The sequence below is a fragment of the Sorangium sp. So ce381 genome, from assembly GCF_051473845.1.
Taxonomy (GTDB): Bacteria; Myxococcota_A; Polyangia; order Polyangiales; family Polyangiaceae; genus Sorangium; species Sorangium atrum.
This window is the reverse complement of sequence record NZ_CP150336.1, coordinates 12,065,834-12,092,102: the sequence shown is the minus strand read 5'-3', so window position 1 is coordinate 12,092,102 and position 26,269 is coordinate 12,065,834. Positions and strand designations below refer to the sequence as shown.

At 69.8% G+C, this 26,269-nt stretch carries 23 protein-coding genes; 14 read left to right on the top strand and 9 right to left on the bottom strand.

Annotated features, from left to right (window positions below):
- Window positions 1-78: 78 nt before the first annotated feature.
- The gene (locus WMF29_RS45315; RefSeq protein WP_437326256.1) at window positions 79-2,214 is read right to left on the bottom strand and encodes a prolyl oligopeptidase family serine peptidase; all 2,136 of its coding nucleotides are present in this window, start codon (window positions 2,212-2,214) and stop codon (window positions 79-81) included.
- 374 nt (window positions 2,215-2,588) lie between these two features.
- Between WMF29_RS45315 and WMF29_RS45310 the strand changes: the two genes are divergently transcribed.
- Window positions 2,589-3,695, top strand: a complete 1,107-nt coding sequence (locus WMF29_RS45310) for an AraC family transcriptional regulator ligand-binding domain-containing protein (RefSeq protein WP_437326255.1) — start codon at window positions 2,589-2,591, stop codon at window positions 3,693-3,695.
- A gap of 261 nt (window positions 3,696-3,956) precedes the next feature.
- Window positions 3,957-4,757, top strand: a complete 801-nt coding sequence (locus WMF29_RS45305; protein ID WP_437326254.1) for an alpha/beta fold hydrolase — start codon at window positions 3,957-3,959, stop codon at window positions 4,755-4,757.
- Between the two features lie 111 nt (window positions 4,758-4,868).
- On the opposite strand, the gene WMF29_RS45300 is transcribed toward WMF29_RS45305, so the two are convergent.
- From WMF29_RS45300 to WMF29_RS45290, 3 genes are all read right to left on the bottom strand, one after another.
- Complete coding sequence (locus tag WMF29_RS45300; protein WP_437326253.1) at window positions 4,869-5,984, bottom strand: lactonase family protein; 1,116 nt, start codon at window positions 5,982-5,984, stop codon at window positions 4,869-4,871.
- Window positions 5,985-6,039: 55 nt separating this feature from the next.
- Window positions 6,040-7,353 carry a lactonase family protein gene (locus tag WMF29_RS45295; protein ID WP_437326252.1) on the bottom strand — a complete coding sequence of 438 codons (1,314 nt, stop codon included), beginning with the start codon at window positions 7,351-7,353 and terminating at the stop codon, window positions 6,040-6,042.
- 270 nt (window positions 7,354-7,623) lie between these two features.
- Complete coding sequence (locus WMF29_RS45290; protein WP_437326251.1) at window positions 7,624-8,532, bottom strand: AraC family transcriptional regulator N-terminal domain-containing protein; 909 nt, start codon at window positions 8,530-8,532, stop codon at window positions 7,624-7,626.
- A 111-nt stretch (window positions 8,533-8,643) separates the two neighbouring features.
- On the opposite strand from WMF29_RS45290, the gene WMF29_RS45285 reads away from it, so the two are divergent.
- Window positions 8,644-9,537 carry an SDR family oxidoreductase gene (locus WMF29_RS45285; RefSeq protein ID WP_437326250.1) on the top strand — a complete coding sequence of 298 codons (894 nt, stop codon included), beginning with the start codon at window positions 8,644-8,646 and terminating at the stop codon, window positions 9,535-9,537.
- A 99-nt stretch (window positions 9,538-9,636) separates the two neighbouring features.
- Here WMF29_RS45285 and WMF29_RS45280 read toward each other — a convergent pair whose 3' ends face one another.
- Window positions 9,637-10,104, bottom strand: a complete 468-nt coding sequence (locus WMF29_RS45280; protein WP_437326249.1) for a hypothetical protein — start codon at window positions 10,102-10,104, stop codon at window positions 9,637-9,639.
- A gap of 49 nt (window positions 10,105-10,153) precedes the next feature.
- Here WMF29_RS45280 and WMF29_RS45275 point away from each other — a divergent pair, with 49 nt between their 5' ends.
- The 5 genes from WMF29_RS45275 to WMF29_RS45255 all read left to right on the top strand — a co-directional run bounded on the left by WMF29_RS45275 (window position 10,154) and on the right by WMF29_RS45255 (window position 17,486).
- Entirely contained in the window at window positions 10,154-10,534 is a 381-nt protein-coding gene (locus WMF29_RS45275) for a LysR substrate-binding domain-containing protein (RefSeq protein ID WP_437326248.1), read from the top strand.
- A gap of 447 nt (window positions 10,535-10,981) precedes the next feature.
- The gene (locus WMF29_RS45270; protein WP_437326247.1) at window positions 10,982-13,630 is read left to right on the top strand and encodes a MopE-related protein; all 2,649 of its coding nucleotides are present in this window, start codon (window positions 10,982-10,984) and stop codon (window positions 13,628-13,630) included.
- A gap of 186 nt (window positions 13,631-13,816) precedes the next feature.
- Window positions 13,817-16,147: a nitric-oxide reductase large subunit gene (locus WMF29_RS45265; protein WP_437326246.1), complete on the top strand. Its 2,331-nt coding sequence runs from the start codon at window positions 13,817-13,819 to the stop codon at window positions 16,145-16,147.
- Window positions 16,144-16,449: a hypothetical protein gene (locus WMF29_RS45260; RefSeq protein WP_437326245.1), complete on the top strand. Its 306-nt coding sequence runs from the start codon at window positions 16,144-16,146 to the stop codon at window positions 16,447-16,449. Before WMF29_RS45265 ends, WMF29_RS45260 begins: the two co-directional genes overlap by 4 nt.
- A gap of 71 nt (window positions 16,450-16,520) precedes the next feature.
- The gene (locus WMF29_RS45255) at window positions 16,521-17,486 is read left to right on the top strand and encodes a universal stress protein (RefSeq protein ID WP_437326244.1); all 966 of its coding nucleotides are present in this window, start codon (window positions 16,521-16,523) and stop codon (window positions 17,484-17,486) included.
- 102 nt (window positions 17,487-17,588) lie between these two features.
- Here the strand turns inward: WMF29_RS45255 and WMF29_RS45250 are convergent, their stop codons facing one another.
- Window positions 17,589-18,251, bottom strand: a complete 663-nt coding sequence (locus WMF29_RS45250) for a DUF998 domain-containing protein (RefSeq protein WP_437326243.1) — start codon at window positions 18,249-18,251, stop codon at window positions 17,589-17,591.
- Window positions 18,252-18,377: 126 nt separating this feature from the next.
- On the opposite strand from WMF29_RS45250, the gene WMF29_RS45245 reads away from it, so the two are divergent.
- Together WMF29_RS45245 and WMF29_RS45240 are read left to right on the top strand one after the other, a co-directional pair.
- On the top strand, window positions 18,378-19,349 hold the full coding sequence (locus WMF29_RS45245; RefSeq protein WP_437326242.1) for a LysR family transcriptional regulator: 972 nt from the start codon (window positions 18,378-18,380) through the stop codon (window positions 19,347-19,349).
- Entirely contained in the window at window positions 19,346-19,579 is a 234-nt protein-coding gene (locus tag WMF29_RS45240) for a hypothetical protein (protein WP_437326241.1), read from the top strand. Before WMF29_RS45245 ends, WMF29_RS45240 begins: the two co-directional genes overlap by 4 nt.
- Before the next feature lie 29 nt (window positions 19,580-19,608).
- On the opposite strand, the gene WMF29_RS45235 is transcribed toward WMF29_RS45240, so the two are convergent.
- Window positions 19,609-19,893 carry a hypothetical protein gene (locus WMF29_RS45235; RefSeq protein ID WP_437326240.1) on the bottom strand — a complete coding sequence of 95 codons (285 nt, stop codon included), beginning with the start codon at window positions 19,891-19,893 and terminating at the stop codon, window positions 19,609-19,611.
- A gap of 271 nt (window positions 19,894-20,164) precedes the next feature.
- The gene (locus WMF29_RS45230; RefSeq protein WP_437326239.1) at window positions 20,165-21,025 is read right to left on the bottom strand and encodes an aldo/keto reductase family oxidoreductase; all 861 of its coding nucleotides are present in this window, start codon (window positions 21,023-21,025) and stop codon (window positions 20,165-20,167) included.
- 76 nt (window positions 21,026-21,101) lie between these two features.
- Here WMF29_RS45230 and WMF29_RS45225 point away from each other — a divergent pair, with 76 nt between their 5' ends.
- A complete protein-coding gene (locus tag WMF29_RS45225; RefSeq protein WP_437326238.1) occupies window positions 21,102-22,004 on the top strand; it encodes a LysR family transcriptional regulator in 903 nt (300 codons plus the stop codon).
- Between the two features lie 152 nt (window positions 22,005-22,156).
- Here the strand turns inward: WMF29_RS45225 and WMF29_RS45220 are convergent, their stop codons facing one another.
- Window positions 22,157-23,221: an SMP-30/gluconolactonase/LRE family protein gene (locus tag WMF29_RS45220; RefSeq protein ID WP_437326237.1), complete on the bottom strand. Its 1,065-nt coding sequence runs from the start codon at window positions 23,219-23,221 to the stop codon at window positions 22,157-22,159.
- A gap of 236 nt (window positions 23,222-23,457) precedes the next feature.
- Here WMF29_RS45220 and WMF29_RS45215 point away from each other — a divergent pair, with 236 nt between their 5' ends.
- The 3 genes from WMF29_RS45215 (at window position 23,458) to WMF29_RS45205 (ending at window position 26,171) form a co-directional block, all read left to right on the top strand.
- Window positions 23,458-24,405 carry a LysR substrate-binding domain-containing protein gene (locus WMF29_RS45215; protein ID WP_437326236.1) on the top strand — a complete coding sequence of 316 codons (948 nt, stop codon included), beginning with the start codon at window positions 23,458-23,460 and terminating at the stop codon, window positions 24,403-24,405.
- Between the two features lie 107 nt (window positions 24,406-24,512).
- Entirely contained in the window at window positions 24,513-24,746 is a 234-nt protein-coding gene (locus tag WMF29_RS45210; protein WP_437326235.1) for a hypothetical protein, read from the top strand.
- 609 nt (window positions 24,747-25,355) lie between these two features.
- Complete coding sequence (locus WMF29_RS45205) at window positions 25,356-26,171, top strand: hypothetical protein (RefSeq protein WP_437326234.1); 816 nt, start codon at window positions 25,356-25,358, stop codon at window positions 26,169-26,171.
- The last annotated feature ends 98 nt before the right edge of the window (window positions 26,172-26,269 follow it).

The window sequence follows — 26,269 nt, the reverse complement described above, 5'->3', positions numbered from 1 at the left end:
GCGTCTTGCGGCGCACGAGCGTCGCGCGCCTCACGCGCGGCGCCCGTCATGCGCGGCGGCGCGCGCCGCCTCGACTCGTTACCTGTTCGCCGGCGCCTGCGCGCTCGTGGCCCACAGCGCGAACGAGATCTGGTCGGCGCCCTTCGCGACAGCCGACTTGATGAGATCCGCGCCGCCGTGCCCGGCGTTCCGCTCGATGCGGAGCAGGACCGGACCGCCCGCGCTCGCAGACTGCAGCGCGGCGGCGAACTTGCGCGCGTGCATGGGATCGACCCGATCGTCGCTGTCGGCCGACATCAGGAGGACCGGCGGATACCGCTTCCCCGCCTGGACGTGGTGATAGGGGGAGTAGGCGTAGAGCGCCTTGAACTGCTCCGGATCGTCGGCGGAGCCATACTCGCTGATCCACGTCTTGCCGGAGCCGAACAGGTGGTATCGCACCATGTCGAGCAGGGGGACGCCGCAGAGGACGGCCCCGAACAGGTCGGGCCGCTGCGTGAGCGCGGCGCCGACCAGCAGGCCGCCGTTCGAGCCGCCAAGGATGGCCAGCCGCTCGGGCCGCGTGTACCCCTCGTGGACCAGGTGCTCCGCGGCGGCGATGAAGTCGTCGAAGACGTTCTGCTTCTTGAGCAGCATGCCGTCCCGGTGCCACGCCTCCCCGTACTCGCCGCCGCCGCGCAGGTTCGCCACCGCGTACACGCCGCCCCGCTCGAGCCATGGGTACATCGAGGCGGTGAACGCGGGGGTCTGCGACATCTGGAACCCCCCGTAGCCATAGAGCAGCGCGCGGGAGCTCCCGTCCTTCTTCATGTCCTTGCGGCGAACGATGAACATCGAGATCTTCGTGCCGTCCTTGGAGGGGAAGAAGGTCTGCTCGACGCTGAAGGGCGACGGATCGACGGGCACCTCGACGCGCGCATAGAGCTCGGTCCGACCCGTCTTGATCGAGGTCGCGTGGATCTCGTGAGGCGAGGTGTAGGACTCGAACGAAAAATACGCCTCGTCCTCGTCGGGCAGCCCGGAAGGGCCGCCGACGGTGCCGATGCCCGGCAGCGGGACCTCGCGGACCAGCTTGCCGTCGAGCGTGCGCACCTCGACCCGGCTCGAAGCGTCCTTGAGGTAGCTCAGCGCGAGGTGCCCACCCACAATGGATACGCTGTCCAGCGTGGCGTCGGGGCGCTCCGGGACGATCTCCTTCCACGCAGCGCGATCCGGCCTGTCCGGATCGACCTCGAAGACACGATAATGCGGCGCGCCCTCGTCGGTGTGGACGTAGAACCGGTCCTTGTAGACCTCGACGCTGTAGTGGGCGTCGCGCCCGACCGCGAGCGGCTTGTCCACGGCGGGACCGCCCGGCCTGCGGAGATCGCGGAAGTAGACGTCCGCCGAGGTCCACCCGTGGGACACGGTGAGCATCAGGAAGCGGCCATCCTTGGAGAGGGACGCGCCAAGGAACGTCCTTGGATCGCCCGTCCTGCCGCGCACCACGCGATCTTGCTTCGGATCCTGGCCGAGCCGGTGGAAGCGCACCTCCGCGTAACCCGGCCGCTCGGCGACAGGGATGGACGGGTCGGTGGGGAGCCAGACGTAGTAGAAGCCGTCGCCGGAGGGCGTCCACGACGCAACCGCGTACTTGCCCCCTTCGATGACATCCACGTCGGAGCGCTTGCCGGACGCGACATCCATCACATGGAGGGTCGCTTCATCCGAGTTGTTCTGCTGGATCTTGTAGGCGACGTTCTTGCCGTCCCACGACACCTCCCATCCGCCCAGCGAGACGCTGCCATCGTCGGACCAGGTATTCGGATCGAACAGCACGCGCTCCTCGCCGCTCTTTCCTTCCTTCCAGTAGACGACCGACTTCTCCTTCGTCGCGTGCCGCCGGCTCAGGAAGTACCGGCCCCGGCGGTGGCGCGGCGCGGAGACCGCATCGATGTAGAAGAGCTGCTTCAGCCTTGACGCGATCGCGTCCCGCTCGGGGAGCCGGGCGAGCTCGGCGCGCGTGAACGCGTCCTGGGCCTTCATCCACTCCTTCACCTCGGGCGCGCTGCCGTCCTCGAGCCAGCGGTACGGGTCGGTGATCTCGACCCCATGCACGGCGTCCGTCACCGGGGCGACGCGGGTGGGCGGGTAGGCGGGGCGGCTGGGACCTTCGGACGCGGGCGCGGGCGCGGCGCTGGCCGCGGTGGGGAGCAGAGAGGAGCTTGCGGTCATGGTCGAACCCGATGGGTGTGCCTCGCCACCTCCGCAGGCGCCAGCGAGAAGCGCCGAGAGGAGCAGGCCGGGAGAGTACTTCATGGTGCGACAAGCATACCGTGCCCCAGCCGACAGGGGCACGCGGGTTCGCGGGGCTCGCGTCGGGGCGCGAGCGTCGTGCGAGGCGGGTCGCCGGGGAGGGCGGTGTTCCCGCACCGGCCAGCGGGTGGGAGGCCACATGATGGGCTGGAATATCCGATGGATACGCGTCGAGCGCGCTTCTCGCCGTGTCCTGGCCTGCGGTTCGTGGCGGGGCTCGAGCGCCGGCTGCGGCCTGCCATCTCTTGATTCTCGAGAACGCGTTTGCTCCTCTTGGCCCCTCCACTCGAACGATGCCTCCGCGCGGCACACAACTCTCGGCGCCGAGCCACAGCGCTGCTGCCGGCTCCTTCCTGTCGATTCTCGTTTTCGCCGACCAGCTCGCCCCCGGCGCAGCGAGCCGCCTCCGCGCCGAGGTGCTCGCCGGCGTCCCGCTGGACGGCGTTGACGCCCGCGGCCCTGCCGAGAAGCTCCCCGAGCTCCTGAGGGCCGCCGTCGAGCTGACCCGCGTCGACGATCTCGGGCTTCGCCTTGCGAAGGCGGCGGACCCGCGCCGCTTCGGGGTCGTCACCTATGCTGCTTCCACGAGCCCCACGCTTCGCGCCGCCTACGAGCGGACCGCTCGCTACCTCGTGCTCTGGAACGAAGGAGTCCGCCTCGAGCTCGAGCGCGATCGCGCGGCGCGCCTCACGTCGATCGTGCTCCGGCCCCAGGGGAAGACGGCCATGGCCGCTCCGGAAGGCCGTCGCCAGCTCGCAGAGCTGGGCAGCGCGACGATGCTGATGCTCGGCCGATCCTTCACCGGCGCGCCGATCTCTCCGGTGCGCGTCGAGCTCGCGTCCTCGGCCCCGGCCGACGTGCGGCCTCACCAGCGCCTGTTCGCCGCGCCGATCGCCTGGAGCGCGCCGGTGCCGCGGCTGATCTTCGATGATGCCGTGCTCGACCAGCCGCTTCCGCAGCACGACGCCGTGCTCCAGGAGCTCGTCTCCCGCTCTGCGGAGGCGCTCCTCGCCGCCCTGGCGACGAGGGAGACCTGGTGCGCGAGGACGCGGGAGGCGATCGCCGCCCTCCTGCGCGACGGCTCGCCCGACGTCGCCCGCGTCGCGAAGTCGCTGGGGACGAGCCGGCGCACGCTCCAGCGCAGGCTCACGGGCGAGGGCCAAACCTTCGAGTCGGTGCTCGATCAGGTCCGGTACGAGATGGCGGCGGGCTTCCTCGCCGACGAGCAGCGATCGATCGCCGACGTCGCGTGGCTCGTCGGGTTCCGCGAGCTCAGCGCCTTTTACCGGGCGTTCCGGCGGTGGAGCGGCCGCACGCCGGCCGAGTACCGCGCTTCGCTGGCGCCAGGCGCCACGACACAGCCGCGTCCCGACAAGGCGCCGGCGCGCCGGGTTCCCTAGGGCGCCGGGCCCGCGCGCGGGCTCGCTCGCTGGCAGCGCGCGGCCTCTGGCGAGATCGCAGGACGCCGTGCGCCTGGCGTCGCGTGCCACCTTTCTGGCACGTCCGGACAATGTGCGCCGTCGAGCAAGGCGCTAGGGTCGAGTCATCGAAGCCGCCACGCTGCGCCCCAGCGGGACGATCCGCGCGCGTGCCGCTTCGACAAGAGCCTTACCACAAGCGGTTGCGGCGAGCGCGCTCGCCGCACCCCTCCAGGGAGCCCAATGGCAACGCACAACCTCACCCTTCCCGGCCACGGCCAACTCGATGTCACCGTCGACGCCCACGGCGCCGGACACCCGTTCCTGCTCCTGCATGGCGGCGCCGGTCCCCAGTCCGTGGCCGGCTTCGCCAGGACCCTTGCCGAACGCAACCACGCCCGGGTGATCGTTCCCACCCATCCTGGCTTCGACGGGACCCACCGCCCGCAATGGCTGACCACCATCGCTGGCCTCGCCCAGCTCTACCGCGCCTTGCTCGACGACCTCGATCTTGTCGACGTCACCGTGTTCGGCAGCTCCATCGGCGGCTGGATCGCCGCCGAGCTCGCCCTCCTGCAGAGCCAGCGCATCAGCAGCACCATCCTCGTCGACGCGGTCGGCATCGACGTCGCCGGCCAGCCCGTCGCCGACATCTTCTCTCTCACCCTGGCCGAGCTGGCCGAGCGCAGCTACCACAACCCCGAATCGTTCCGCATCGACCCAGCCAGCCTCAGCGACGCCCAGCGCGCCGCCATGGCCGCCAACCGGGCCACCCTGCGCACCTACGGCGGCACCATGACCGATCCGACCCTGCGCCCACGGCTGGCCGCCATCTCCCTGCCCACACTCGTGGTCTGGGGCGACAGCGACGGGATCTGCACGCCCGACTACGGCCGCGCCTACGCCGCCGCCATCCCCGGCGCCCGCTTCGCGCTGCTGCCCAACGCCGGTCACCTCCCCCAGATCGAAGCCCCCGAACCCCTCCGCAAGCTCGTCTGGGACTTCGCCCATACCCACGCCGACCACCGATCCGCCGCTCGCTGACGAAGGTCACGCCCGCGTTCATCCAAGGTGCCCGGGAACGGCGCGGTCGGGCGCCGGCCGGGCTCCTGAGATTCCTGTGGTCCGTGAGATGCGTTTGCCGCATCGCCCCGGCTACACTGCGGCGAGCCCGGTAGCGCCCTGGGGCAAGCGGCCGACCGGCGGGCCCAGCGAGGTCAGCGCGCCGCTCGGCTCGATCCGGTAGCCGTGGACGACGGCCGGGCCCGCGCCTGTGAAGGGTGGCACGCTGAACCCGTCAGGGCTCAGCACGTAGAGGAAGTCGTCGCCCATGCTCACGGCGCAATCGAGGGCCAGCCCGCTCGTGAACGCCGCCTGCTCCGTCGCGCTCAGCGGCCCCACCGGCGTCAGGCTGCCGCTCCTGTCGACGCGGAGGGCGGTGACAGAGCGAGAGCCCGCCGACGTGATGAACGCGAACGTCGAGGGGCCGGCGGTCGCTGTCGCCACCCAGCACGCCGCGGTCGTGAAGATGCGCTGCTCCGCGATGAGCCGCATTTCCCCGGTGGGGGCGACGCTGTAGCGCGAGACCGAGCTGTCGCCGGTCAGCGACAGGTTCGAGAGGATGACGTGGCCACGCCGATCGAACGTGAAGCCGAACGGCGCCTGGCCGGCCTTCACCACGTCCTGCCGGCGGACCGGCCCCGGCATCCCGTGGTCGTCGACGGTGACGGTCTCGAGGCTCCCCATCGGCTCGCCGTCCCCGCGGCTCGCGATCACAAGGACATCGCCCGTCCGGTTGAACGCGATGGTGGCGAACCCGGAGCCGCTCAGCGAGCGCGAGGCGCCGGCGAGCATCGTCAGCTCTCCCGTGTGGCCGACCCGATATCCCTGGATGCTCTTGCTGTCCGCGTTCGCGACGTAGAGCACGCCCTCGTGCAGCGCGAGGGAGACCGGGCGCGCGCCGTTCGAGGAGACGAGGCCGACCCGCTGGAGCTCCCCGCCTCGGCGGACGACGAACGAGGAGATCGTGTCGCTCCCTGCATTGACGGCAAAGACCATGCGCCCGTCCCGGCTGAGGACCAGGGCGCTCTGGGACTCGAGGATCGGGAAGCCGAGCGGAGGGTTCGGGGCGTGGCCGTTCCCGCCCGTCGGGTAGGATGCCCCCGGGGAGAGCGTGCCGTCGCCCGCCCGGTGGAACACCTGGATGGCATTCGGGGTCGCGTTCGTCATCACGTAGACCGCGCGTCGATCGTCCTTGGCATCGTTATGCATGATTCGATTCCTTGAGTTGAGCGTGGATGGATGCGGTGGAATGGGCCCGTGAGGCTCAGAGCACGCCGATGCCGGCCGGGCTCCCGCCGGGGCCGAAGCGCTCCTCAGGCGCCCTGTCGCCGTCGACGGTCCTCGGGAGCCCGCCGTATTCGCCGATCTTGGTGAGGCCGCCGTCGTCCTCGATCCGCCAGGCGCCCACCTTGCCGGAGCCCGGCAGGACGTCGTAGAGGAACCTGCCATCGGGGCTGATGCCGAGATCGAGCGGCGTCGAGCCCTGCTGGCTCGCGCCGGCGGTGCCCGCGCGCTCGTCGGTGAGGCCGGCTTGCTCGTCGAGCACCGTCAGGCTGCCGTCGTCGCCGATACGGAAGCTCGAGAGGGTGCCCGAGGTGTAATTCGCGGTGAACGCGAACTCCCCGTTGTTCTCGAGCCAGCACGGATCGAGCTGGCTCACCTTCGCGTTCCGCGTGATCGGCGTGAGCGTGCCGTCCGCGTCGATCTGAAACGATCCGGCCGCGCCGGCGAGGTCATCGCCGCCCACGAACATGGCCGTGAGCAGGTGCCCGGCCGCGTCGAACGAGAACCCGAACGGACCGTCGTTGTCGAGCTCGGTCTGCGTGAACGTCTGCGCGAGCTGGCCGTCATCGAGCACGTCGAACACGAGCACCCGGCTCGGGCCGGTCGGGGTCACGCCGCCGATCAGGCCCGCTGCGGGCCCGTCCTTGATCGTGACGACGAGCTGCCTCCCGTCCGGCGTGAAGGACGCCTGCGCCGGGTTGAACAGCGTGTCCGGCGGGCTGGCCTGGTTCGCGGAGAGCAGCCGGGTCGAGCCCGGGATCGGCGTGAGCTTCCCCTTGTCGCTCAGGCGGAAGCCGGTGACGCTCCCCTCGCCGGCGCCGTTCAGCGCATAGACGAGATCGCCGTGCTGGGTCACGCTGTTCGGGAAGCCCGGCCCGGCACCATCGCTGGTGGGCTGGACGTCGGTGACCTCGAGGGTGTCCTTTCCGACGCGGAGCACGGAGAGCGTGTCGCTGCCGGCGTTCGTGACGAGGAGGAATGCCCGGTCCTGGCTGAGCACCATCGAATGGGACGAGCCGAGACCGTCGCCGGCGAAGCGCGCCGAGGGCCCGGACCCCTGGCCGCCGGTGTCGACGTGATCGGCGAGCTCGAGCGATCCATCGGCGAACCTGCGGTACACGGCGACCTGGTTGGCAGGTTCGCCGGCGTCGTGCGTGTTGTTATGGTTCGTCCCCACGAACACGAATCCGACGGCGCTCTGGCCGTCCGCGGGGCTCTCGGGTTCACCCCCGCAGGCGCTCAAACAGGCCGACGCGAGGGATACGAACAACAGGGCGCCAACTGATTTTCTCATAGCTGCCTCTCCATCTTCTGATGTATTGCGCTGTCCGCGACGCGCCATCCGCGCATTGAGGCCGTCGTGCGGCGTCCACGGGCGAGCCCATGTCCGGATACGGCTGCATGCTTCGGCGATCGGCGCACCGCCCCGCTCATGTCGAGCGGTGCCCAGTCCTACGGCGAAGGCGCCGAACGGTTTCTTGGCGAGCTCGATCTTTCAGATCGAGGCGGCCACGGGGGCGGGATATGGGAGCGGGAACGAAGGACGTCGATGGAAGCGGCCGGACTACATGTCCTGGACGACCGCGGCCTTCTGCTTCAGCGCGCGGGCATCGCGCAGCGGCGAGTTGCCGAACATGCGCGAATACTCGCGGCTGAACTGCGAGGCGCTCGTGTAGCCGACCTGGAACGCCGAGACCTCGGCGCCCGCGCCCTCTTCGACCATCAGGCGGCGCGCCTCGAGCAGGCGCAGGCGCTTCTGGTACTGCAGCGGGCTCATGGCGGTGGCCTCCTTGAACCGCTTGAAGAACGCCGCCCGGCTCATCCCTGCGGCGCGCGCGAGCGCGGCGATGTCGACGTCCTCGTCGAGCGACGCCTGCAGGTGATAGACCGCCTCGGCGATGCGGTGCGCCTGGCTGCCCGCGCGCACGAGCTGCCGGATCGCCGGGCCGTCGGGGCCTTTCAGCAGGTGAAAGGTCAGCTCCTTCCTCACGAGCGGCGCGAGCACGGCCGCGTCGTCGGGCGTCGCGAGCAGCTCGCCCAGCCGGACCGCGGCGTCGAGCATGCGGTCGCTCGCCTTGCCGATGAAGATCGCGCGCCCCGGGTTCTCGAGGCCTTCCGGCCGCGCGCCGTCGAGCTGCGCCGCGACCTCGCGCAGCAGGGCCGCGTCGAAGTCCATCTTCAGGCCCAGGAGCGGCTGCGCCGGCGACACGCCCATCACCCGGCTCGTCACAGGCAGGTCGATGGGGCTGACGATGTAGTGCGGCTCCCGCTCGCGAAAGACCTGCCGCTCGAGCAGGATCTCCTTCGTGCCCTGGACGACGATGCAGAACGACGCGCGCCAGTGCCGCTTCGCGCGTTGCTGCGGGCGCGAGACTTTGATGCAAGAAATCCCGGGCACCGGCGAGGCGTGCACGCCGTCGCTGGGGCACCAGCGCGAGATGAGGTTCTTCAGCTCGCCGCTCCCGGGGATCACGGTGGCAGCCTAGCCCCGCGTAGACGATCGGGCAAGAACTGGAGACGGCCGTGTATTTCGCGGTTGCCGCGGCGGTGCCATGGTGGATCGCGAACCAAGGAGAGGTTTCCTATGCGCATCTTCCTCACGGGAGCCAGCGGCTTCATCGGATCTTCCATCGTCCCCGAGCTCGCCCGCGCCGGCCACCGCGCGCTCGGTCTCGCGCGCTCGGACGCGTCCGCCGAGAGGCTCGCCGCCGCCGGCGTCGACGTGCACCGCGGCTCGCTCACGGATCTCGATAGCCTGCGCCGCGGCGCCGCCGCGTGCGACGGGGTGATCCACTGCGCGTTCTCGCACGACGACTTCACCGACTACGCCGGTAACTGCGAGAAGGACCGCGGCGCGATCGAGGCGCTCGGCGGCGCGCTCGCCGGCTCCGGGCGCCCGCTCGTCATCGCCTCCGGCATCGCGCGCTTCGCGCCGGGCCGCGTCGCCAGCGAGGACGAGGCGCCCGACGCGTCGGCCGGCGGCCTGCGGGCCGCCTCCGAGCAGCTCGCCCTCTCGTTCGCGAGCCGCGGCGTGCGCGTGTCCTCGCTGCGGCTGCCGCCCTCGGTCCACGATGACGGCGACCACGGGTTCGTCCCGATGCTGATCGAGATCGCGCGCAAGACCGGGCGCTCCGGGTACGTCGGTGGCGGCGAGAACCGGTGGCCCGCGGTGCATCGGCTCGACGCTGCGCGGCTGTTCGTCCTCGCGCTCGAGAAGGCGCCGGCCGGCGCGCGACTCCACGCGATCGGCGACGAGGGCATCCCGACCCGCGACATCGCCGGTGTGATCGGCCGCAAGCTCGGCGTGCCGGTCGAATCGGTCCCCAAGGAGCACTTCGGCTGGCTCGGCGGGTTCTTCGCGCTCGACACCCCCGCGTCGAGCGCGCTCACGCAGGCGCGGTTCGGCTGGAAGCCCGAGAAGGCGGGGCTGCTCGCCGACCTCGAGCACGGCACCTACTTCGCGCGCGCATCCACCTGATGCTTCGTTACATGCTGCGGCGCTTCCCCGAGCTCTCCGCTCGTCGCCGGCACCGTCCCCGATTTCTCCATTCCGACCGTGGCTAGCTGGAACAGCTCGTCACTCGCTCCGGGCTTGGCGCGCGTTTTGATGATGCAGGCTGCAGGCTGCAGGCTGCAGGCTGCAGGCAGGCTGCTGCTTCAGCATCGGTGGTCGGGAAGGCTCGTCCTCGCCGCTCGAGCGTGCACACGTCCGGCGATTCCAGATCGACGCCCCCGCACAGATGAAGCCGACAAGGATGGGATAGACGGCGCAGCGTTCGACGAGGCCGATGAGGACGTTGGCCCCCGAGCTGGCGACCGAGAGGAAGGCCACCATCGAGGCGAGCCCGAACACGCCGAGGACGACCATAACCCTCCCGGCTTTCGGAGTGACTCCGATTTGTTGGCGCTGGCGCCCAAGAAGGATCACGAGCACGTTGCCTCCGACGATGGACGCGAAGGCGCCCAGGCCGTGATAGTCGACTGCGCCGTCGGGCGGCTCTCCGGAACCGGGGTTGAACGCCAGCAAGACGCCGCCAAGCGCCACGAGGGCTCCCAGGACGAGCGCTGCCCAGCGGCGCGGCGTCGAGCTCTTCGTGCCCTCGGGACGCGAGGGGAAGCTGTCCGCCGCCGGCCGGAGTTTCCTCGAAGGTGCGCGCGCGACCCTGGCTCGCGCCGCGCTCGCGGTCGAGGACGCCCGCGCGACGGCGCAAGGCCGTATCGGGACGGTCGTGGTCGGATTCGACGGCGCCCTGGCCGACACCCTCCTGCTGCCGGAGATCGTGCAGACGTTCCGCGCGCGTCATCCGCGCGTCGAGGTGCGCCCTCGGCCGCTGCCGAGCGAGGAGCAGGTCGCCGCGCTGCGCGATGGCAAGATCTCAGTCGGGTACGGCTATCATTCCGCCATGGACGACAAGGACCCGCTCGTGCGGTCGCTCCTCGAGATCACGAATTCGGTTCATGGATCCTCACGGTAGGCGTGCGCTATCGCGCGCACCGGTCGTCCGTGGCTCTACGGAATCGGCAGGGCAACCCTCGACTCACAGCGCCCTGAGCGAAACACCTGTACACCCGCTCAGATCGTTGCAGTAGCAACACCCTTCTTCGATGAAATGTATGCGTCTCCACCAGGGCCGATGTACCTATGCGCCGAAATGTATCGCATAAAACAAAAAATCCCGTTCCGGATCTACATAGGTATCGGGCTCCTGGCGGGCGCCGCCACGCTCCCGGCTGTCGGCTGCTCCGGTGCGGGCAGCGCCTTCGATGAAGGCAGCGACGAGGAGGTGGGCACGCCAGCCGAGACGCGACCCGGCGCGGAGACCCCTGAGCGGCCCCACGCCATTCCCGAGAGGATGGCCGACCTCCCGAGCGAAAAGACCGCCGACGGGCTTGCCGAGCGGCTCCCAGGCCGTGGTATCGCCATGGCTGTCTCACCCATCCAGGCGGCCGGAACCAGCGAGGACGTGGCGGCCGGCTCGAACCACACCATGCTCCTCGTTCGTGGCGCCGTCTGGGCCTGGGGTAACAATACCTATGGCCAGATCGGCACCGGCGGCTCCGGCAGCGCGCCTCAGGGATCGCCCGTCCAGGTCCCGGGATTGCCCGCGATCACGGCGATCTCCGCCGGCGGTTACCACTCGCTGGCGCTCGACGCCTCGGGCTCCGTGTGGGCCTGGGGCCAGAACAGCTACGGTCAGATCGGGACGGGCAGCGCCAGCAGCGTGCCCCAGGCGACGCCGGTGCAGGTCCCGGGGCTGCCCCCGATCAAGGCCATCTCCGCGGGCGCGTCGCACTCGATGGCGCTCGACACGAGCGGCGTGATCTGGGTCTGGGGCGCCAGCTCCTACGGGCAGATCGGCAACGGGTCGAGCGGGATCAACCAGGTGACGCCGACGAGCGTGATCCTCCCCGGGGGCGCCGCGGCGATCTCCGCGGGCTGGCAGCACTCGCTGGCCGTGAGCACGGGCGGCTCCGTGTGGTCCTGGGGGCGCAACAACTATGGGCAGATCGGGAACGGCACCTCCGGGACCACGAACCGGACGACGCCCTACCAGGTCGCTCTCGGCGGCACGGCCGCCGCGGTCGCCGCCGGCGGGGGGCACTCGCTGGCGCTGCTCTCGAATGGGACGGTCAAGGCGTGGGGATACAATGGGCAGGGTCAGCTCGGGCTCGGCAGCACCACGTCGCAACCCTTGCCGCAGATCGTGCCGGGTCTGAGCAATGTCCAGGTGATCGCCGCAGGCGGGTACTTTTCGATGGCGATGGGGGCGAGCGACGCCGTCTGGAGCTGGGGCCAGGACACGCAGGGACAGATCGGCGACGGGGACGCGAGCTCCACCAACCGAACCAGCCCCTACGCGGTGTCGAGCGTGAACGGCGTCCGGGCCATCGCCGCGGGCGCCTACCACGCCGCGGCGCTTTCCTCGGTCTGCCAGGCGTGGACCTGGGGCTCCAACAGCAATGCGCAGCTCGGCAGCGGCGGCGCCGACGCCGTCCGGCACCCGACGCCCGCGTCCGCGTACGCGTGGACACGGATCCGCTACTTTGACAGCGACATGGATGGATACGGCGACCCGTGGTCACCCGTGACGGAGTCGTGCACGGACCCGGTAACGCCGGGGTACGCCGCGAACGACGCCGATTGCGACGACTTCGACCCATCCATCAACCCGGGCGCCCCGGAGCTGTGCAACGGGCTCGACGACAATTGCAACAGCGTCGCGGACGAGGGCAACCCGGAGGGTGGCGACCCGTGCGACACGGGCCATCCTGGCGAGTGCGGGTTCGGGTGGCTGACCTGCGACGGCGGCGCGCTGCAGTGCGTACAGGAGACGCCGCCCATGACCGAGATCTGCGATGGGCTCGACAACGACTGCGACATGGCTGTCGACGAGGGCGCCTGTCTTGCGGCCAACGGGACGGCCTGCGCGACCGCCGCGCAGTGCCAGAGCGGGAATTGCGTCGACGGCTACTGCTGCGACACGGCCTGCGGCGGAACCTGCCAGGCGTGCAACGTGAGCGGATCCATCGGATCCTGCACGAGCTACGCCGCGAACACGGACCCGGCGAACGAGTGCGCCGCGGAGTGCGATGGCTCCGGCGCCTGCGAGGTGATCAACGCCGGGACAATCACCTTCCCCGGGAAAAACGAGTTCACGTTCTCCGGGTTCCCGAGCGATGCCTTCAGGGTGTGTGTGACCGACACGCCCGACTGCCACAACGCACAGGGCGCTCCCCTGGGCTCGGGGACGAGGCTGATCTCCAACGCGTTCGAGCAGCTGGCGAACGGCGTAGCGGTGCGCGGCAGCATCGACACGCTGGACCCTTCCGCGACGATGGTTTACCACGTCATGGAGCTGGAGCTGTACACGGGGAACTTCTTTGTCCAGAATCCCGGTGCGCACATCGCCATCGCGCCCAGGGCGCTGCTGCCTTATGTCGTCCCCGGCACCACGACGCCGTACCACGGGTATGCCCCCTTCGTGATGGACGGCCCCACCAAGAGGCCACATGCCTACGGGAACGGAATCATCCTGGGGAAGGTGCCCTGTAACAACGGGCTCGGGGGCACGGCTCCCGCGGGTTACCAGAACGGCAGCGACGGGCACGTATTTGGAGTCGCCATCGAGCACTTTCTTGGCATCGGCGACCCCGAAAACAAGACCGCCTGCCCGGCCGCTTCGAGCCAGACGACGCTCGATCCGTATGCGGTCTATTCCGTGAAGGTGTTCGTCAAGCAGGCCCCCTGCCCGGCACCTTCCACGGCGCAATGCCGCTCGGTCGGCTACGCGATCCGGAGGACGGGGGCTGTCTTTGGCGCCACGCTCCTCATCAGGGGCGGGGGAGACACTGTCTTCCTCGACAACTCCCAGCCCGAGCCGTCCGGCCCTGTTTTCGGCGGCGGGCCCACCATCGTGCCGCGCGGCTGGAGCAGGCTGCTGGTCGCGGACCAGTCCAGCTGGTTCATCGCGCACGCGTTCACCAATCCAGGGACCGACTGGTCCTTCCAGGTCAGGAACCTGCAGCTCAGCGTGAGCAATTCGGCGCCGGCCTGGTGGACGAGTCCGTGAGGACCTACCAGGTCCCACTTCTTCGCTGTCTCGTCTAGCCGGCCCGGCCCTGCGGGTCCCCGTGCACCCGACCCCCGCTTCCTCGTCCGGATCATCGTACCCGGCACGAGCGCCGCGCAACGCAGCCTCCTCGGTCGTCATCTCGGGTAACGGGTAGGCCCCTCTCGGCTTGCTCCCGGCATTCCCATGGCGTCCTCATCCAAACGGCGAAAGCTCCTCATCTCGCGCGGCTGGGTCCAGGCGACGGCCCTCGTCTTCCTGCTCGGGTTCTTCGTGCTCGGCCTGCTCGCCTACCGCACCTACGCGGCACAGCCACCCATCCCCGTCCGGGTGGTCGACCCTGCGGGCCGCATTCTGTTCACGGGCGACGACGTGCTCACGGGTCAGGAGCTGTTCCTGCGCAACGGGCTCATGGAATACGGATCCGTCTTCGGCCACGGCGCCTACCTCGGCCCGGATTTCACCGCCGATTACCTCCGTCGGGCCGCCTCCCACGCCGCCTCTCGCCACGGCGGCGCGGGCTCGGCGGAGGCGCTCGCGCGCACCGTCGGCGATTTTCGTCGAAACCGCTATGATCCTGCGACAGGGACGCTGGTCTTCACCGACGCCCAGGCAGAGGCCTTCGAGCTGCTGAAGGATCACTATCGCAGCTTCTTCGCCCAGCCCAGCGGCAAGCACGGCCTGCGCTCCGGCCTCTTCTCGGACGCGCGCGAGCTCTCGCAGCTCACCTCGTTCTTCGCCTGGACGGCCTGGACCGCCGCGGCGGAGCGACCCGGAGAGGCCTACTCGTACACCAACAACTGGCCTCCAGAGCCGCTCGTCCGGAACCAGCCCACGGGCGAAGTGGTGGTATGGAGCGTGCTCTCGCTCATCGCGCTCCTCGGCGGGATCGGCTTGCTCTTCGCGGTCTTCGGGCGATGGCGCTTCCTCGGTTGGCACGGGCGGGAAGGGCACCGGCTCAGCTTTCGCCAGCCGGGCGAGGTCGCCTTGACCCCAGCCCAGCGCGCGACGGCGTGGTTCTTCCTGGTCATGGCATTGCTGTTCGCCCTCCAGTCCGTCCTCGGAGGCGCCACGCAGCATTATCGCGCCGAGCTGTCCAGCTTCTTCGGCATCAACCTGGCCGGCGCCTTCCCCTTCAACCTGGTGCGCACGTGGCACCTGCAGCTCGCCATCTTCTGGGTCGCGGTCTCCTATCTCGGCGCGGGCATCTTCATCGCGCCCATGATCAGCGGGCGCGAGCCGAGAGGCCAGAGCTGGCTCGCCTATGGTCTGCTCGGGGCGCTCGTCATCGTCGTCGCGGGAAGCCTCCTCGGCGAGCTCCTCGCCATCCACGGCGCGTCGGACAGCATCTGGTTCGCGCTCGAAGGGTTCGAGTACCTCGATCTGGGCCGCTTCTGGCAGGTGCTCCTGACGCTCGGCCTGTTCTCCTGGGTGGCGCTGCTCTTCCGCGTGCTCCGGGGTCGGCTCGCCGTCGAGCACCGGGGCAACATGCCCTGGCTCTTCTTCTTCGCCGCGCTGGCCATCCCGGCCTTCTACGCCGTGGGCCTCCTCGCGCACCCGCGGGCAAACTTCACGAGCACCGACTTCTGGCGCTTCTGGGTGGTGCACCTCTGGGTGGAGGACTTCCTCGAGCTGTTCACCACGCTCATGGTGGCCTATCTCTTCGTCCTGCTCGGGGTGGTGGCCGAGGCGATCGCGCTGCGGCTCATCTACCTGGAGGTCATCCTCTATTCGGCGGGCGGGGTGATCGGCACCATGCACCATCTGTACTTCTCCGGCACGCCCGTGGAGCACATGGCGCTCGGCGCCTTCTTCTCGGCCGCGGAGGTGATCCCGTTGACCTTCCTCACGGTGGAGGCGTGGACCTTCCTCCGCCTGGGGATCGTGCAAGGCGAACAGTCGACGAAGCCCTTCCCGCATCGCTGGGCGATCATGTTCCTGGTGGCCGTGGGGTTCTGGAACTTCCTGGGGGCCGGGATCTTCGGGTTCCTGATCAACCTGCCGATCGTGTCCTATTACGAGATCGGCACCGCGCTGACGGCCAACCACGGGCACGCGTCGATGATGGGCGTCTATGGCATGCTCGCCGCCGGGCTCGCGCTCTTCGCGCTGCGCTACCTGATGCCCGCCGCGCAGTGGTCCGACAGGGCGGCCAAGATCAGCTTCTGGTCGCTGAACGTCGGGCTCGCGTGGATGGTCTTTGCCACGCTGTTCCCGCTCGGGCTCATGCAGCTCCACCACGCGGTGAGCTACGGGTACTTCGAGGCTCGAGAGCTCCAGTACCTGACGAACCCCACGAACCGCCTCATGGAGTGGATGCGCCTGCCGGGCGATGTGCTCTTCATCCTCGGCGGCACCCTGCCGCTCCTGCTCCTCGCCTACCGCGGCGTCCGCCATCGCGTCCCGCAGCTCGCGGGACCGGAAGCCCCGGTCAACCTCTTCACCGAGATCGAGGCGCCGCCTGACAGCGCCGGGAGGGCAGCGCCCTCGGGCGCGATGCAGGGCGAGCTCCCGTGAGCGTCGCGCCGGAGGCGCTGCTCGGCGCCGGTTATGCGGTGTTTCTCCTGGGGATCGCCGCCGGGATCCGGGCGTTCGGAGGAGCCAGGGCCGAGCCCGGGTGGCCGCACGACGACGCGCGCCGCTTTCACCTCGGCCTTTCGCTCGTGGTCCTGCTCGCGGGCGATTGCATCGTCGGGGCGGTCGCGCTGCGGAACCACGGCCTCGCCGATCTCGGGATGCTTGGCCTCGCCGCGGCGCTCGTGACGAGGGCGCTCGCCAGGGGCCTGGCCGCGTTCGCCCGAGGCGGCCGTCGCGCCTAGATCGGCTGTTCCAGGCGCGGTGGAGGGCGTTCTCCGAGAAGGGACCTGCTTCATAGAGAGGAGGCCACACGATGAACGAGAGTTTGAAGAAGCCGGGGGCAGGCAACGGTCAGCCCGAGATGGACGAGGCCGGGCGCTTCCATTCGCTGCTCGTCCCCGTCGATCTGACGGCCATTGCGGACCGCGTCCTCGGCCGAGTTGCACTTCTGCCTCTGGCCGATGGAGCTCGCGTCACGCTGCTTCACGTCGTTCCCGGCAACCTCCCCGCCAGGGCCCAGGAACGCGCCGAGCAGGATGCCAGAAAATCACTCGTGAACGAAGCGCGGCATCTCGCAAGAGCGCTGCCCAAGGGCGTCGACGTCGAGCCGGTGGTGAAGGTCGGCACCCCGGCCGCGGAGATCGCAGGCTGCGCGACCTCGACGGCGGCCGAGCTCATCGTCATGGGTCGCGGCGGCGGCCGCGCGCTCCGGGACATCTTTCTCGGCTCGACCGCGGAGCGTGTCATCCGCCGCGGGCAGCTCCCGGTCCTGGCGGTCCGGCTGGCTCCTCGCGCGGCGTACAGCCGGCCCGCGGTCGCCCTCGATCTCGAGCAAGGATCCGCGGATGTGCTCGCTCTGATGCTCCGGCTGATTCCGACCCCGCCGCCGCGTGTCATGGCGATCCATGCGTTCGACACTCCCTATCGCGGAGCCATCTACCGCAGCCTCTCGGAGGAGGACGCGGAGGCATGGAGCAGCGAGCTCGAGCAAACAGCTACACAGCAGCTCGTGAAGCTGCTCGCTGCCTCGCTTGCGCGGGCGAAGGTGCGGCCAGCGGAGGCGCCGCCCTGGAAGATGCATGTTCGATGCGGCTCCGCGCGGCGCGTGATCGAGAAGGCAGTCAAGAAGGCAGACAGCGACCTCCTGGTGCTCGGCACCCGCGGCTATTCCGGGGTCGCTCACGCCTTCCTCGGAACGGTCGCTGGAGACGTGCTGCGTGAGGTCGCCAGCGACGTGCTGATCGTGCCTGCTCGGCCACGCGCCGAGGAGCCCGAGTGAGGCTGCATCCTGCTGGCCTCACCCCAGCCGTCGGCAGGAGCGCGGTGAGCACGCCGACCACCGCGGCGCCGCCGGCCTTCGCGGCCTGCGCGAGGATGTCGGTCAGGTAGAGCTCGCCCTTCCACAGATCCTGCGATTCCGGATCGACGTCCCCGCACAGAGGAAGCCGACCAGGATGGGATAGACGGCGCAGCGCTCGACGAGGCCGATGAGGACATTGGCCCCCGAGCTGGCGACCGCGAGGAAGGCCACCATCGAGGCGAGCCCGAACACGCCGAGGGCGACCATGGCCCTCCCGGCCTTCGGAGTGACTCCGATCTGTTGGCGCTGGCGTCCAAGGAAGATCACGAGCACGTTGCCTCCGACGATGGACGCGAAGGCGCCCAGGCCGTGATAGTCGATTGCGCCGTCGGGCGGCTCTCCGGAACCGGGGTTGAACGCCAGCAAGACGCCGCCCAGCGCCACGAGAGCTCCCAGGATGAGCGCTGCCCAGCGGCGCCAGCTCCGCAGGCCCTCGAGCGCGGCGACACCGATGAAGAACATGATCCCGAAGAGGAAGAACCCGGTGTTCATGACCCAGGCGAGCGGCGAGTTCATGAACTGGCCAAGCGCCTCGAGGGGGCCACGGACTCCCAGGTTGCTGATGTAGTGATGCGTGTAGCTGTAGGGAGGATCCGTCCACGCCGCGGCGGCGATGAGCTCGGCGAGGAAGAAGATCACGGCCCCGGCGACGAGCGCCGCGCCGGCGGGGCGACCTTGCATCATCGGGTTCCCCTCGGGGTGAGCCGCCGGGCCTCTCTCGTGTCGCAGCATGTTGAACAGCCTGCGCCGTCGCGTTCAAGGCCACCAGGACATTGATCGCAACGGTTTCAGACCCTATAGGTCTGAAACATGGAGCTACGTCACCTGCGGTACTTCGTCGCCGTCGCGGAAGCGGAGCACTTCGGAAGGGCGGCCGAGCAGCTTCACGTCTCGCAGTCGCCCTTGAGCCGGCAAATCGCGCAGCTCGAAGAGGAGATCGGCGTCGAGCTCTTCGTGCCCTCTGGACGCGGGGTGAAGCTGTCCGCCGCCGGCCGGAGCTTCCTCGAAGGCGCGCGCGCGACCCTCGCTCGCGCCGCGCTCGCGGTCGAGGACGCCCGCGCGACGGCGCAAGGCCGTATCGGGACGATCGTGGTCGGATTCGACGGCGCCCTGGCCGACGCCCTCCTGCTGCCGGGGATCGTGCAGACGTTCCGCGCGCGTCACCCGCGCGTCGAGGTACGCCTTCGGCCGCTGCCGAGCGAGGAGCAGGTCGCCGCGCTGCGCGACGGCAAGATCTCGGTCGGGTACGGCTATCATTCGCCGGAAGACGACCCGCTCTTCCGCTTTCGCGTGCTGTACCGCGAGCGCGTCGGCGTCGTGATGTCGAAGAGCCATCGCCTCGCGGCGCGGCGCACGCTGAGGGTCGCGGACCTGAAGCAGGAGCGCTTTCTCTGGCCTCCGCGCAAGGAGGGCCCGCGCCTCCAGGACGACATCATCGCCGCCTTCCGGGCGCATGATCATCGGCTCGAGCTCGCCCACGAGGAGGCCAGCAGCGATGTGATCCTCATGCTCGTGGCGAGCGGCGAAGGTCTCAGCTTGTTTCCCGAGAGCGCCGCGTCGACGCTCCTTGCCGGAGTGGTGTTCAAGCGGGTTCGGGACCTCGACGTCGTCGTCCTTGGCCGCTCGGTGTGGCGCGCCATGGACGACAAGGACCCGCTCGTGCGGTCGCTCCTCGAGATCACGAATTCGGTGCATGGATCGAACCAGGCCGGACGGAGACCACCCCGCTCCGGCGGCCCGCCGTCGCTGCTGGTACGCGGATTGCTTCGAGGCTCATCATGAAAAAGCAGCAGAAGAATCAGCCGACACAAGCGACGAGCCAGCAGAAGCAGGCGGGCCCGGCGGCGGAGGGAGAAGCGAAGGAGTCCTCGCCGGAGGACGAGCTCGCCGGAGGGGCGGCCAAGGGGGCGCTCGCCGGAGGCCTCCTCGGGGGCGCCGGCGGCGCGGCCGTGGGCGGCGCGGCCGGCCTGATCGGCGGCGTGCTGGGCGAGGACGAGAAATCCGGCTGGTGACCGGCATCAGCCGCCCGGTGGAAGGGGTGTCAATCAGAGATGGGGCACTGCTCGTAGCAGCGCCAGGCCTCCGTGCTCCGGTCCGTGCCGCCGGCGAAAGACGCCTTGATCTCGTCGCAGGGCGCGTCGAGCACGCACGACGCGCGACACGCCTCGTGTTCGGAGCAGCCGGTGAGGTCGTCCTCGAACTCGAGGCCGTCGACCCCGCAGGCCTCCGCGTGCTCGACGGCATCCGCGCATGTCCCCGTTTTGCAGCCGGCCGCGAGGAGCGCGGTCGCAAGGAAAATTGACGCGATGAGATAAGTAGTGCGCATGGTCCAGCCCTGCAGCTCGCAACGTGTGGATGGAGGGGAGCCGGCCGGCCATGCGGCGCGGCGCCCCGGAAGCGGCCCGCCGTTGTCGCCGGCCCCTTCGCCCTGGGAAGAACGTGGGGAAGCCACTCTGGGCACGGGCCGATGTCGATTTTTCAGTTCGAGTCTCGCTGGAATCGGGCGGAGGTTGAACCGGGGGATCGGCCCGCTCGGATAGGAATCGGCGACGCTCCCCTCAGCAGCTTCGAGCCGACAAATGAAGCTGCACCCCGCCCTAGATACGGTCGAGCGCCTTCATCGCATTGTCGGACAGCTCGAGATCTGCCGCCGCGAGGTTCTCGCGCAGGTGCTCGACGCTCGACGTCCCGGGGATGAGGAGGATATTCGGCGAGCGCCGCAGGAGCCACGCGAGCGCGACCTGCATCGGCGTCGCGCCGAGCCGACGCGCGACGTCGGACAGCGTCGAGGACTGGAGCGGCGAGAAGCCGCCGAGCGGGAAGAACGGCACGTACGCGATGCCCGCCGCGGCGAGGCTGTCGATCAGCGCGTCGTCCTGCCGGTGCGCGAGGTTGTACAGGTTCTGCACGCACACGATCTCGGTCATCGCGCGCCCTTCTTCCACCTGCTTCGCGGTCACGTTGCTGAGACCGATGTGGCGGACCTTGCCCTCGCGCTGCAGCTTCATGAGCGCGGAGAGCGGCGCCTCGATCGAGCCTTCCGCGGGTCCCTGCGCGTCGAACAGGACGCGCAGGTTCACGACGTCGAGCGCGTCGACGCCGAGGTTCCGGAGGTTGTCGTGGACCGAGCTCGTGATGTCCTCGGCGGCGAACGCCGGCTCCCAGGAGCCCTGTGGGCCGCGTCTTGCGCCGACCTTCGTGGCGATCACCAGATCCCTCGGGTACGGGTGCAGCGCCTCGCGGATGATCTGATTCGTGACGTGCGGCCCGTACACGTCGCTCGTGTCGATGTGATCGACGCCGCTCTTCACCGCCTCGCGCAGCACGGCGAGCGCGGCATCGCGGTCTCTCGGCGGTCCGAACACGCCCGGCCCGGCGAGCTGCATGGCTCCGTACCCGAAGCGCTTCACCGTGCGACTGCCCATCTTGAACGTCCCGACCTTGGCTAGATTCGTCATGGCTGTCGACGGTAGGCCACGACGGGGTGTATGATAAGGGCCTCAAATCAGCACGGCCTGTACGGAAAGGCGAACAATGGCAGTGGATCTCGACGACGTCCGAGTCTTCGCCGCGGTGGCGCGCGCCGGCGGCTTCCGCGAGGCGAGCCGCACGGGCCGCACGAGCGCGTCGAGCGCGAGCGAGGCGGTGCGCCGGCTGGAGGGCGAGCTCGGCGTTCGGCTTCTTCATCGGACGACCCGCAGCGTCGCGCCGACCGAGGCCGGCGCGCGTCTCCTCGAGCGGCTCGGTCCTGCGCTCGCCGAGATCGCAGCGGCGCTCGACGTCGTGAAGAGCTCGAGCGAAAAGCCGGCCGGCACGCTCCGGTTGAACGTCCCCGTCGTCGCCGCGCGGCTCGTGCTCCCGCGGATCTTGCCGCCGTTCCTCGCCGCATATCCCGATATCCGCGTCGAGGTGACGGCGGACGACACGCTCGTCGACATCCTCGCCGCGGGCTGCGACGCAGGCATTCGTTACGAAGAGACGCTCGAGAAAGACATGATCGCGGTCCCGATCGGCCAGCGCGAGCAGCGCCTGGCGCTCGCGGCGTCCGGCGCCTACCTCGAGCGGCGCGGGCGCCCGACCCATCCGCGCAAGCTCCTCGATCACGCGTGCCTGCGCGGCCGCTTCCCGACCGGCGCGCTGTGCCCGTGGGAGTTCGAGCGCGACGGCGAGGTCGTGAAGGTCGACCCGACCGGCCCGCTCGTCGGCAGCCTCGGGAGCGCGACGGACCTCCTCGTGGACGCGGCGATCGCGGGCACCGGTCTCATCTACTGGTTCGAGGACTGGCTGCACCCGCACCTCGAGAGCGGCGCCCTGAAGCCGGTCCTGGAGCGCTGGTGGTCGCGTTTCTCGGGCCCCTTTCTTTATTACCCGAGCCGCCGCCACATGCCCGCGGCGCTTCGCGCGTTCGTGGACTTCATCCGCGCGGACAGCAAATAGTCATGGTGGGAGCATGGGAAAGAAGTGCTCGACGAACGACGTGGGCAAGACGTTGATTCTACCACGCGACGCGCGCCGCTTCGGCCTGCGCCGCCGTTCCGGGCCGAAGTGGACTCGGCGCTCGATCGGGCCTTCGCGGAGGCTCGCGACGATCACGGGAGCGGGCCGTAGGAGAGCAGGCCGACCTTCGGGGTCTTCATCGACAGCAGCGTGATGAGCCCGAAGTTGGTGAGGAGGGCGTGCTTTTCCGAGCCCAACGTCGCGAGCGCGACGCTCGCGGGCCCATCGAGCACGCCGCCCGTGGCGAGCACGACCGCTTTGCCGTCTGTCCCGACCCGGACGAGCGCGTTGCCCCCGTTGCCCGCGACAAGGATGCTCCCGTCGGCGTCCACGGTGATGCCGTCGGCGCCCTGGAGCGGCAGGCATGTCGCCGGATCCGACGTGGAGAACTCGACCGCGACGTCCGGTGTCCCGTCGGCCTTGATGGGGATCTTGATGAGCGCCGCCTTGTCCGTATTGGCCACGTAGAAGGCGCCGTGCGAAAGCGCGATGCCGTTGGCGCCAAACGGGATGCCGAGGACCGTCTTGCAGGGGTTCGTCGCGGCGATGTCCCCCTTGAGCAAAGGATCGGTGAGCCAGTTGGTCACCGTCTTCCCATCGGGGCTTATCTTGAAGATCGCGCCCAGGGCCGAGTCCGTGACGAAGAGGTTGCCATCCTTGTCGAAGACGAGCCCATTGGGCAGGTTCATGGCCGCGTCGGCGGCGAAGGCCGTGGCCACCGGACCGCCCGCCGCCGGGATCTTGTAGATGCCGGGCGCGTACGAGGCCGGGTCGAGCGACGCGGCGGCCACGTAGAGATCGCCGGCGGCGGACTGGGTGATGCCGGTGACGAAGCCCGTGTTCGCGGGAGGCGCCGGCACGGTGGCGAAGGCAGACACCTTGTTGTCGGCGAGCGAGACGGCGACGATCTCGCCGGTCAGGGCATAGCTCATATACGCCGTCTTGCTGTCGGCGGTGACCCAGAGCCCCTCGGGGAGCTGGGACTTCGCTGCATCGAGCTCGGCGAGAAAATTGAGCTCTGGCGTCGAGACGCTGTTGCCGCCGCCACCGTCGCTGCTGCTGCTCGTGGTGTTGTCTCCACCGCACGCGACGAGAGATGCGCCGAGCCCCAGCGCCGCCAGGAGGATCGAGCGGGAGAGTACCATGGTCGATTTCATGAGAGCTCCTTCGATAACATGTATTTACTATCAGGGCGGCTGCCGCCCCTGGGTGGGACGTGAAGGACCGTGAAAGGTCGTGCCCGCGCGAACGATCTTCTGCCCTCGCGCCGCGAGGTCTCGCCGGCGCCCGTGACAGCCGGTAGCGCCGCGCGCTGTGGACGGCCTGAAGATGAAGCGGCTTTCGTCGTTGCGGTAGAGTCCTCCGCCGATTAAACTGTTCTGCCCACAGGACAATGCTGACCACCTCCCTGGACGATCTCCTCTCGATGGCGATCTTTGCGCGCGTGGTGGAGCGCAAGTCCTTCACGGGCGCGGCGAGCGTGCTGGGGCTCTCGAAGTCGGTCGTCAGCGCGCGGCTCGCGGCGCTCGAGGAGCGGCTCGGCGTACGGCTGCTCCACCGCTCGACGCGGCGCCTCGCGCTCACCGAGGAGGGCCTACGGCTCTACGAGAGCTGCGAGCGTATCCTCACGGCCGTCGACGAGGCCGCGTCCGCGATGCATGGCGTGAGCCGGGTCCCCGAGGGGCTCTTGCGCGTGTCGGCGCCCATCTCGTTCGGCATACTGAAGATCGCGCCCTTGCTAGGCGACTTCGCGGCGCGCTACCCGCAGGTGCGCCTCGAGCTCTCCCTCTCCGACAGCCTCGTGGATGTCGTCGGCGGGGGCTTCGACGTCGTGGTGCGTTTTGCGCGGCAGCTCGATGAGGCGCGTGTCGCGCGCAAGATCGGGTCTTACCGTCGTAGGGTCTATGCGTCGCCCGGCTACCTCGCGCGCCACGGCGCGCCGCAGGTGCCCGGCGATCTCGTCCGGCACAACTGCATCCGTCTCTCGGGGCAGTCGAGCGAGTGGGTCTTCGAGTCCGGCGCGGAGACGCTCGCCGTGCCGGTCAGGGGCAATCTGGTCGTGGATAATGTCGTCGTGCTCAGGCAAGCGCTCGTGGACGGGCTCGGCCTCGCGATGCTGCCGTACTTCGCCGTAGCAGAGGATCTGGCAGCCGGTCGGCTCCAGCCTGTGCTCTTGAGCCATGTCGGGCAAGAGATCTCGATCTTCGTCGTCTTCCCTCACCACCTCCACCAGCCCACCAAGGTGCGCGCGTTTGTGGAGCTCCTCGTCGAGCGCCTGGGGAACGAGGCAGGAGCGAGCGCCGCGCCGGGGAGAAGGAAATCCAAAGCAGCTCGGACATGACCCGTTGAGACGGCGGCCTCCGGCGCGATTCACCAGGCCGAACGGAGACCGCCCCGCTCCGGCGGCCAGCCGTCGCTGCAGGTACGAGGCTTGCTCCGAAGCTCATCATGAAAAAGCAGCAGAAGAATCAGCGGACACCAGCGACGAGCCAGCAGGAGCAGGCGGACCCGGCGGGGGAGGGAGAAGCGAGGGAGTCTTCGCCGGAGGCCGAGCTCGCCGGAGGCGCTGCCAAGGGGGCGCTCGCCGGAGGCCTCCTCGGAGGCGCCAGCGGCGCGGCCGTGGGCGGCGCGGTCGGCCTGATCGGCGGCGCGCTGGGCGAGGACGAGAAATCCGGCTGGTGACCGGCATCAGACGCCCCCGTCGGTCGCCGGCGGCGACGCGCATGCCTTTTCGCCCCACCCCGGGCCGTCGATGAGGCGAGCCACCACCATGCAGTTCACGAGCTGCCGGCGAGGTCGCGGAGGTAGAGACACGCTTGTTCCGCCACGTCGGTCGGAGCGAGCCGGCGGCGCGTGCGCCCGTCGACTTCGCCTGGGTGCACATGGATCTGCGCCGGCCCGAACACCGCCGCGGACGCGCGGGCGAGCGCCTTCGTCCCTCGGATCGAAGCGAAGCTCGATCGTGTCGCCCGTCAGCTCGGCGAACCGACGTGGCGGGCGGGCGGGCGCGCGCGCCGCGACGGGGGCGCGCAGGAAAATCGAGCCGGATCGCGCCGCTCGATACACGAGTGAAAGCGCGAGGAGAACGCCGAGGAACGGAGCGTATGCGAAACGCGAGAACACGGAGCGCTCCGAGGCGCTCACCGCGACGCTCAGCGCGACGCCCGATCCGGAGCTTGCCCGCGTCTCGTACCGCCCGTCTTGGTGAAACACGCCGGAAGGGCCGAAGCGAGCTGCGCGGACGATCGGGACCTGATTCTCGATCGCGCGCAGGCGGACCTGCGAGACCACATGTGGAATCGCCTCGGTGTCGTAGAAGCCCAGGCGCGGGAGGGCCATGGCCAGGCGCGGTCCCTGCTGCCGGCGGATCACGCCGTCGTGGCGCGGCGACAGCTCGCGAGCGCGATCGCGGACAAGCTGCTCGCGCTCGCGCGGCGCGCCCCCGTCGTCCTCGTCGTCGAAGACCTGCACCATGCCGCAGAGGGCGCCCTCGACCTGCTGCACGACCTGCTCGAGGCGCTCGAGCGCGCGGACGGCCGCCGTCCGGTGCTTGTCGCGACGGCGCGGCCGGCGTGGCGCGAGCGCCTCGACGCCGCGCCGAGCGCGCGCGAGAGGATCGCGCGGCGCCCGCTGGACGGGCTGGAGCCGGCGGCGGTGCGGCAGATCGCGGCGGAGATGCTCGCGGTCGAGCCGCCGGACGTCCCTGAACCGCTCGCCTCGGAGCTCGTGGAGGTGTGCGATGGCAACCCCATCTGGGTGCAGTCGGCGGTGCGCACCGTCGTCGATCGCGGCCATCTCCGCCCTGTCGCGTCGGGCTGGGTCCTCACCGGCGCGGAGCTCTCCTCGGTCTTGCACGTCGCGATCGGCGATCTGCTGCACGCGGAGCTCGCGGGCCTCGCGTCGTCGACGCGCGCCGTGCTCGCGGTCGCGGCGCTCATCGGGGGGCGTTCGATATCGACCTGCTCTGTCAGGCCGCGGGCGTCGGAGAGGACACAGCCCTCGACGCCGTGGACGAGGCAGCTCGCGCCGCGGTGGTCCGGAGCGTCCGGGGCCGGTCGGCGAACGCCCAGTACGCCTTCGCGCACGACCTCCTGGCCGAGGTGCTGAAGCGCGATGTCCCGGCGCCCGAGCGCGCCGCGCGCCACGACGCGATCGGCGCGGCCCTGAGCCGGCGCGGCACGGCTTCGGCCGCGACCCTCGCGTAC

What these genes read in the sequence shown, in the direction of transcription:
- WMF29_RS45315 (WP_437326256.1), bottom strand. Translation starts at nt 2,214, where the DNA reads ATGACCGCAAGCTCCTCTCTGCTCCCCACCGCGGCCAGCGCCGCGCCC.
- WMF29_RS45310 (WP_437326255.1), top strand. Translation starts at nt 2,589, where the DNA reads ATGCCTCCGCGCGGCACACAACTCTCGGCGCCGAGCCACAGCGCTGCT.
- WMF29_RS45305 (WP_437326254.1), top strand. Translation starts at nt 3,957, where the DNA reads ATGGCAACGCACAACCTCACCCTTCCCGGCCACGGCCAACTCGATGTC.
- WMF29_RS45300 (WP_437326253.1), bottom strand. Translation starts at nt 5,984, where the DNA reads ATGCATAACGATGCCAAGGACGATCGACGCGCGGTCTACGTGATGACG.
- WMF29_RS45295 (WP_437326252.1), bottom strand. Translation starts at nt 7,353, where the DNA reads ATGAGAAAATCAGTTGGCGCCCTGTTGTTCGTATCCCTCGCGTCGGCC.
- WMF29_RS45285 (WP_437326250.1), top strand. Translation starts at nt 8,644, where the DNA reads ATGCGCATCTTCCTCACGGGAGCCAGCGGCTTCATCGGATCTTCCATC.
- WMF29_RS45270 (WP_437326247.1), top strand. Translation starts at nt 10,982, where the DNA reads ATGGCTGTCTCACCCATCCAGGCGGCCGGAACCAGCGAGGACGTGGCG.
- WMF29_RS45265 (WP_437326246.1), top strand. Translation starts at nt 13,817, where the DNA reads ATGGCGTCCTCATCCAAACGGCGAAAGCTCCTCATCTCGCGCGGCTGG.
- WMF29_RS45255 (WP_437326244.1), top strand. Translation starts at nt 16,521, where the DNA reads ATGAACGAGAGTTTGAAGAAGCCGGGGGCAGGCAACGGTCAGCCCGAG.
- WMF29_RS45250 (WP_437326243.1), bottom strand. Translation starts at nt 18,251, where the DNA reads ATGATGCAAGGTCGCCCCGCCGGCGCGGCGCTCGTCGCCGGGGCCGTG.
- WMF29_RS45245 (WP_437326242.1), top strand. Translation starts at nt 18,378, where the DNA reads ATGGAGCTACGTCACCTGCGGTACTTCGTCGCCGTCGCGGAAGCGGAG.
- WMF29_RS45240 (WP_437326241.1), top strand. Translation starts at nt 19,346, where the DNA reads ATGAAAAAGCAGCAGAAGAATCAGCCGACACAAGCGACGAGCCAGCAG.
- WMF29_RS45235 (WP_437326240.1), bottom strand. Translation starts at nt 19,893, where the DNA reads ATGCGCACTACTTATCTCATCGCGTCAATTTTCCTTGCGACCGCGCTC.
- WMF29_RS45230 (WP_437326239.1), bottom strand. Translation starts at nt 21,025, where the DNA reads ATGACGAATCTAGCCAAGGTCGGGACGTTCAAGATGGGCAGTCGCACG.
- WMF29_RS45225 (WP_437326238.1), top strand. Translation starts at nt 21,102, where the DNA reads ATGGCAGTGGATCTCGACGACGTCCGAGTCTTCGCCGCGGTGGCGCGC.
- WMF29_RS45220 (WP_437326237.1), bottom strand. Translation starts at nt 23,221, where the DNA reads ATGAAATCGACCATGGTACTCTCCCGCTCGATCCTCCTGGCGGCGCTG.
- WMF29_RS45215 (WP_437326236.1), top strand. Translation starts at nt 23,458, where the DNA reads ATGCTGACCACCTCCCTGGACGATCTCCTCTCGATGGCGATCTTTGCG.
- WMF29_RS45210 (WP_437326235.1), top strand. Translation starts at nt 24,513, where the DNA reads ATGAAAAAGCAGCAGAAGAATCAGCGGACACCAGCGACGAGCCAGCAG.
- WMF29_RS45205 (WP_437326234.1), top strand. Translation starts at nt 25,356, where the DNA reads ATGTGGAATCGCCTCGGTGTCGTAGAAGCCCAGGCGCGGGAGGGCCAT.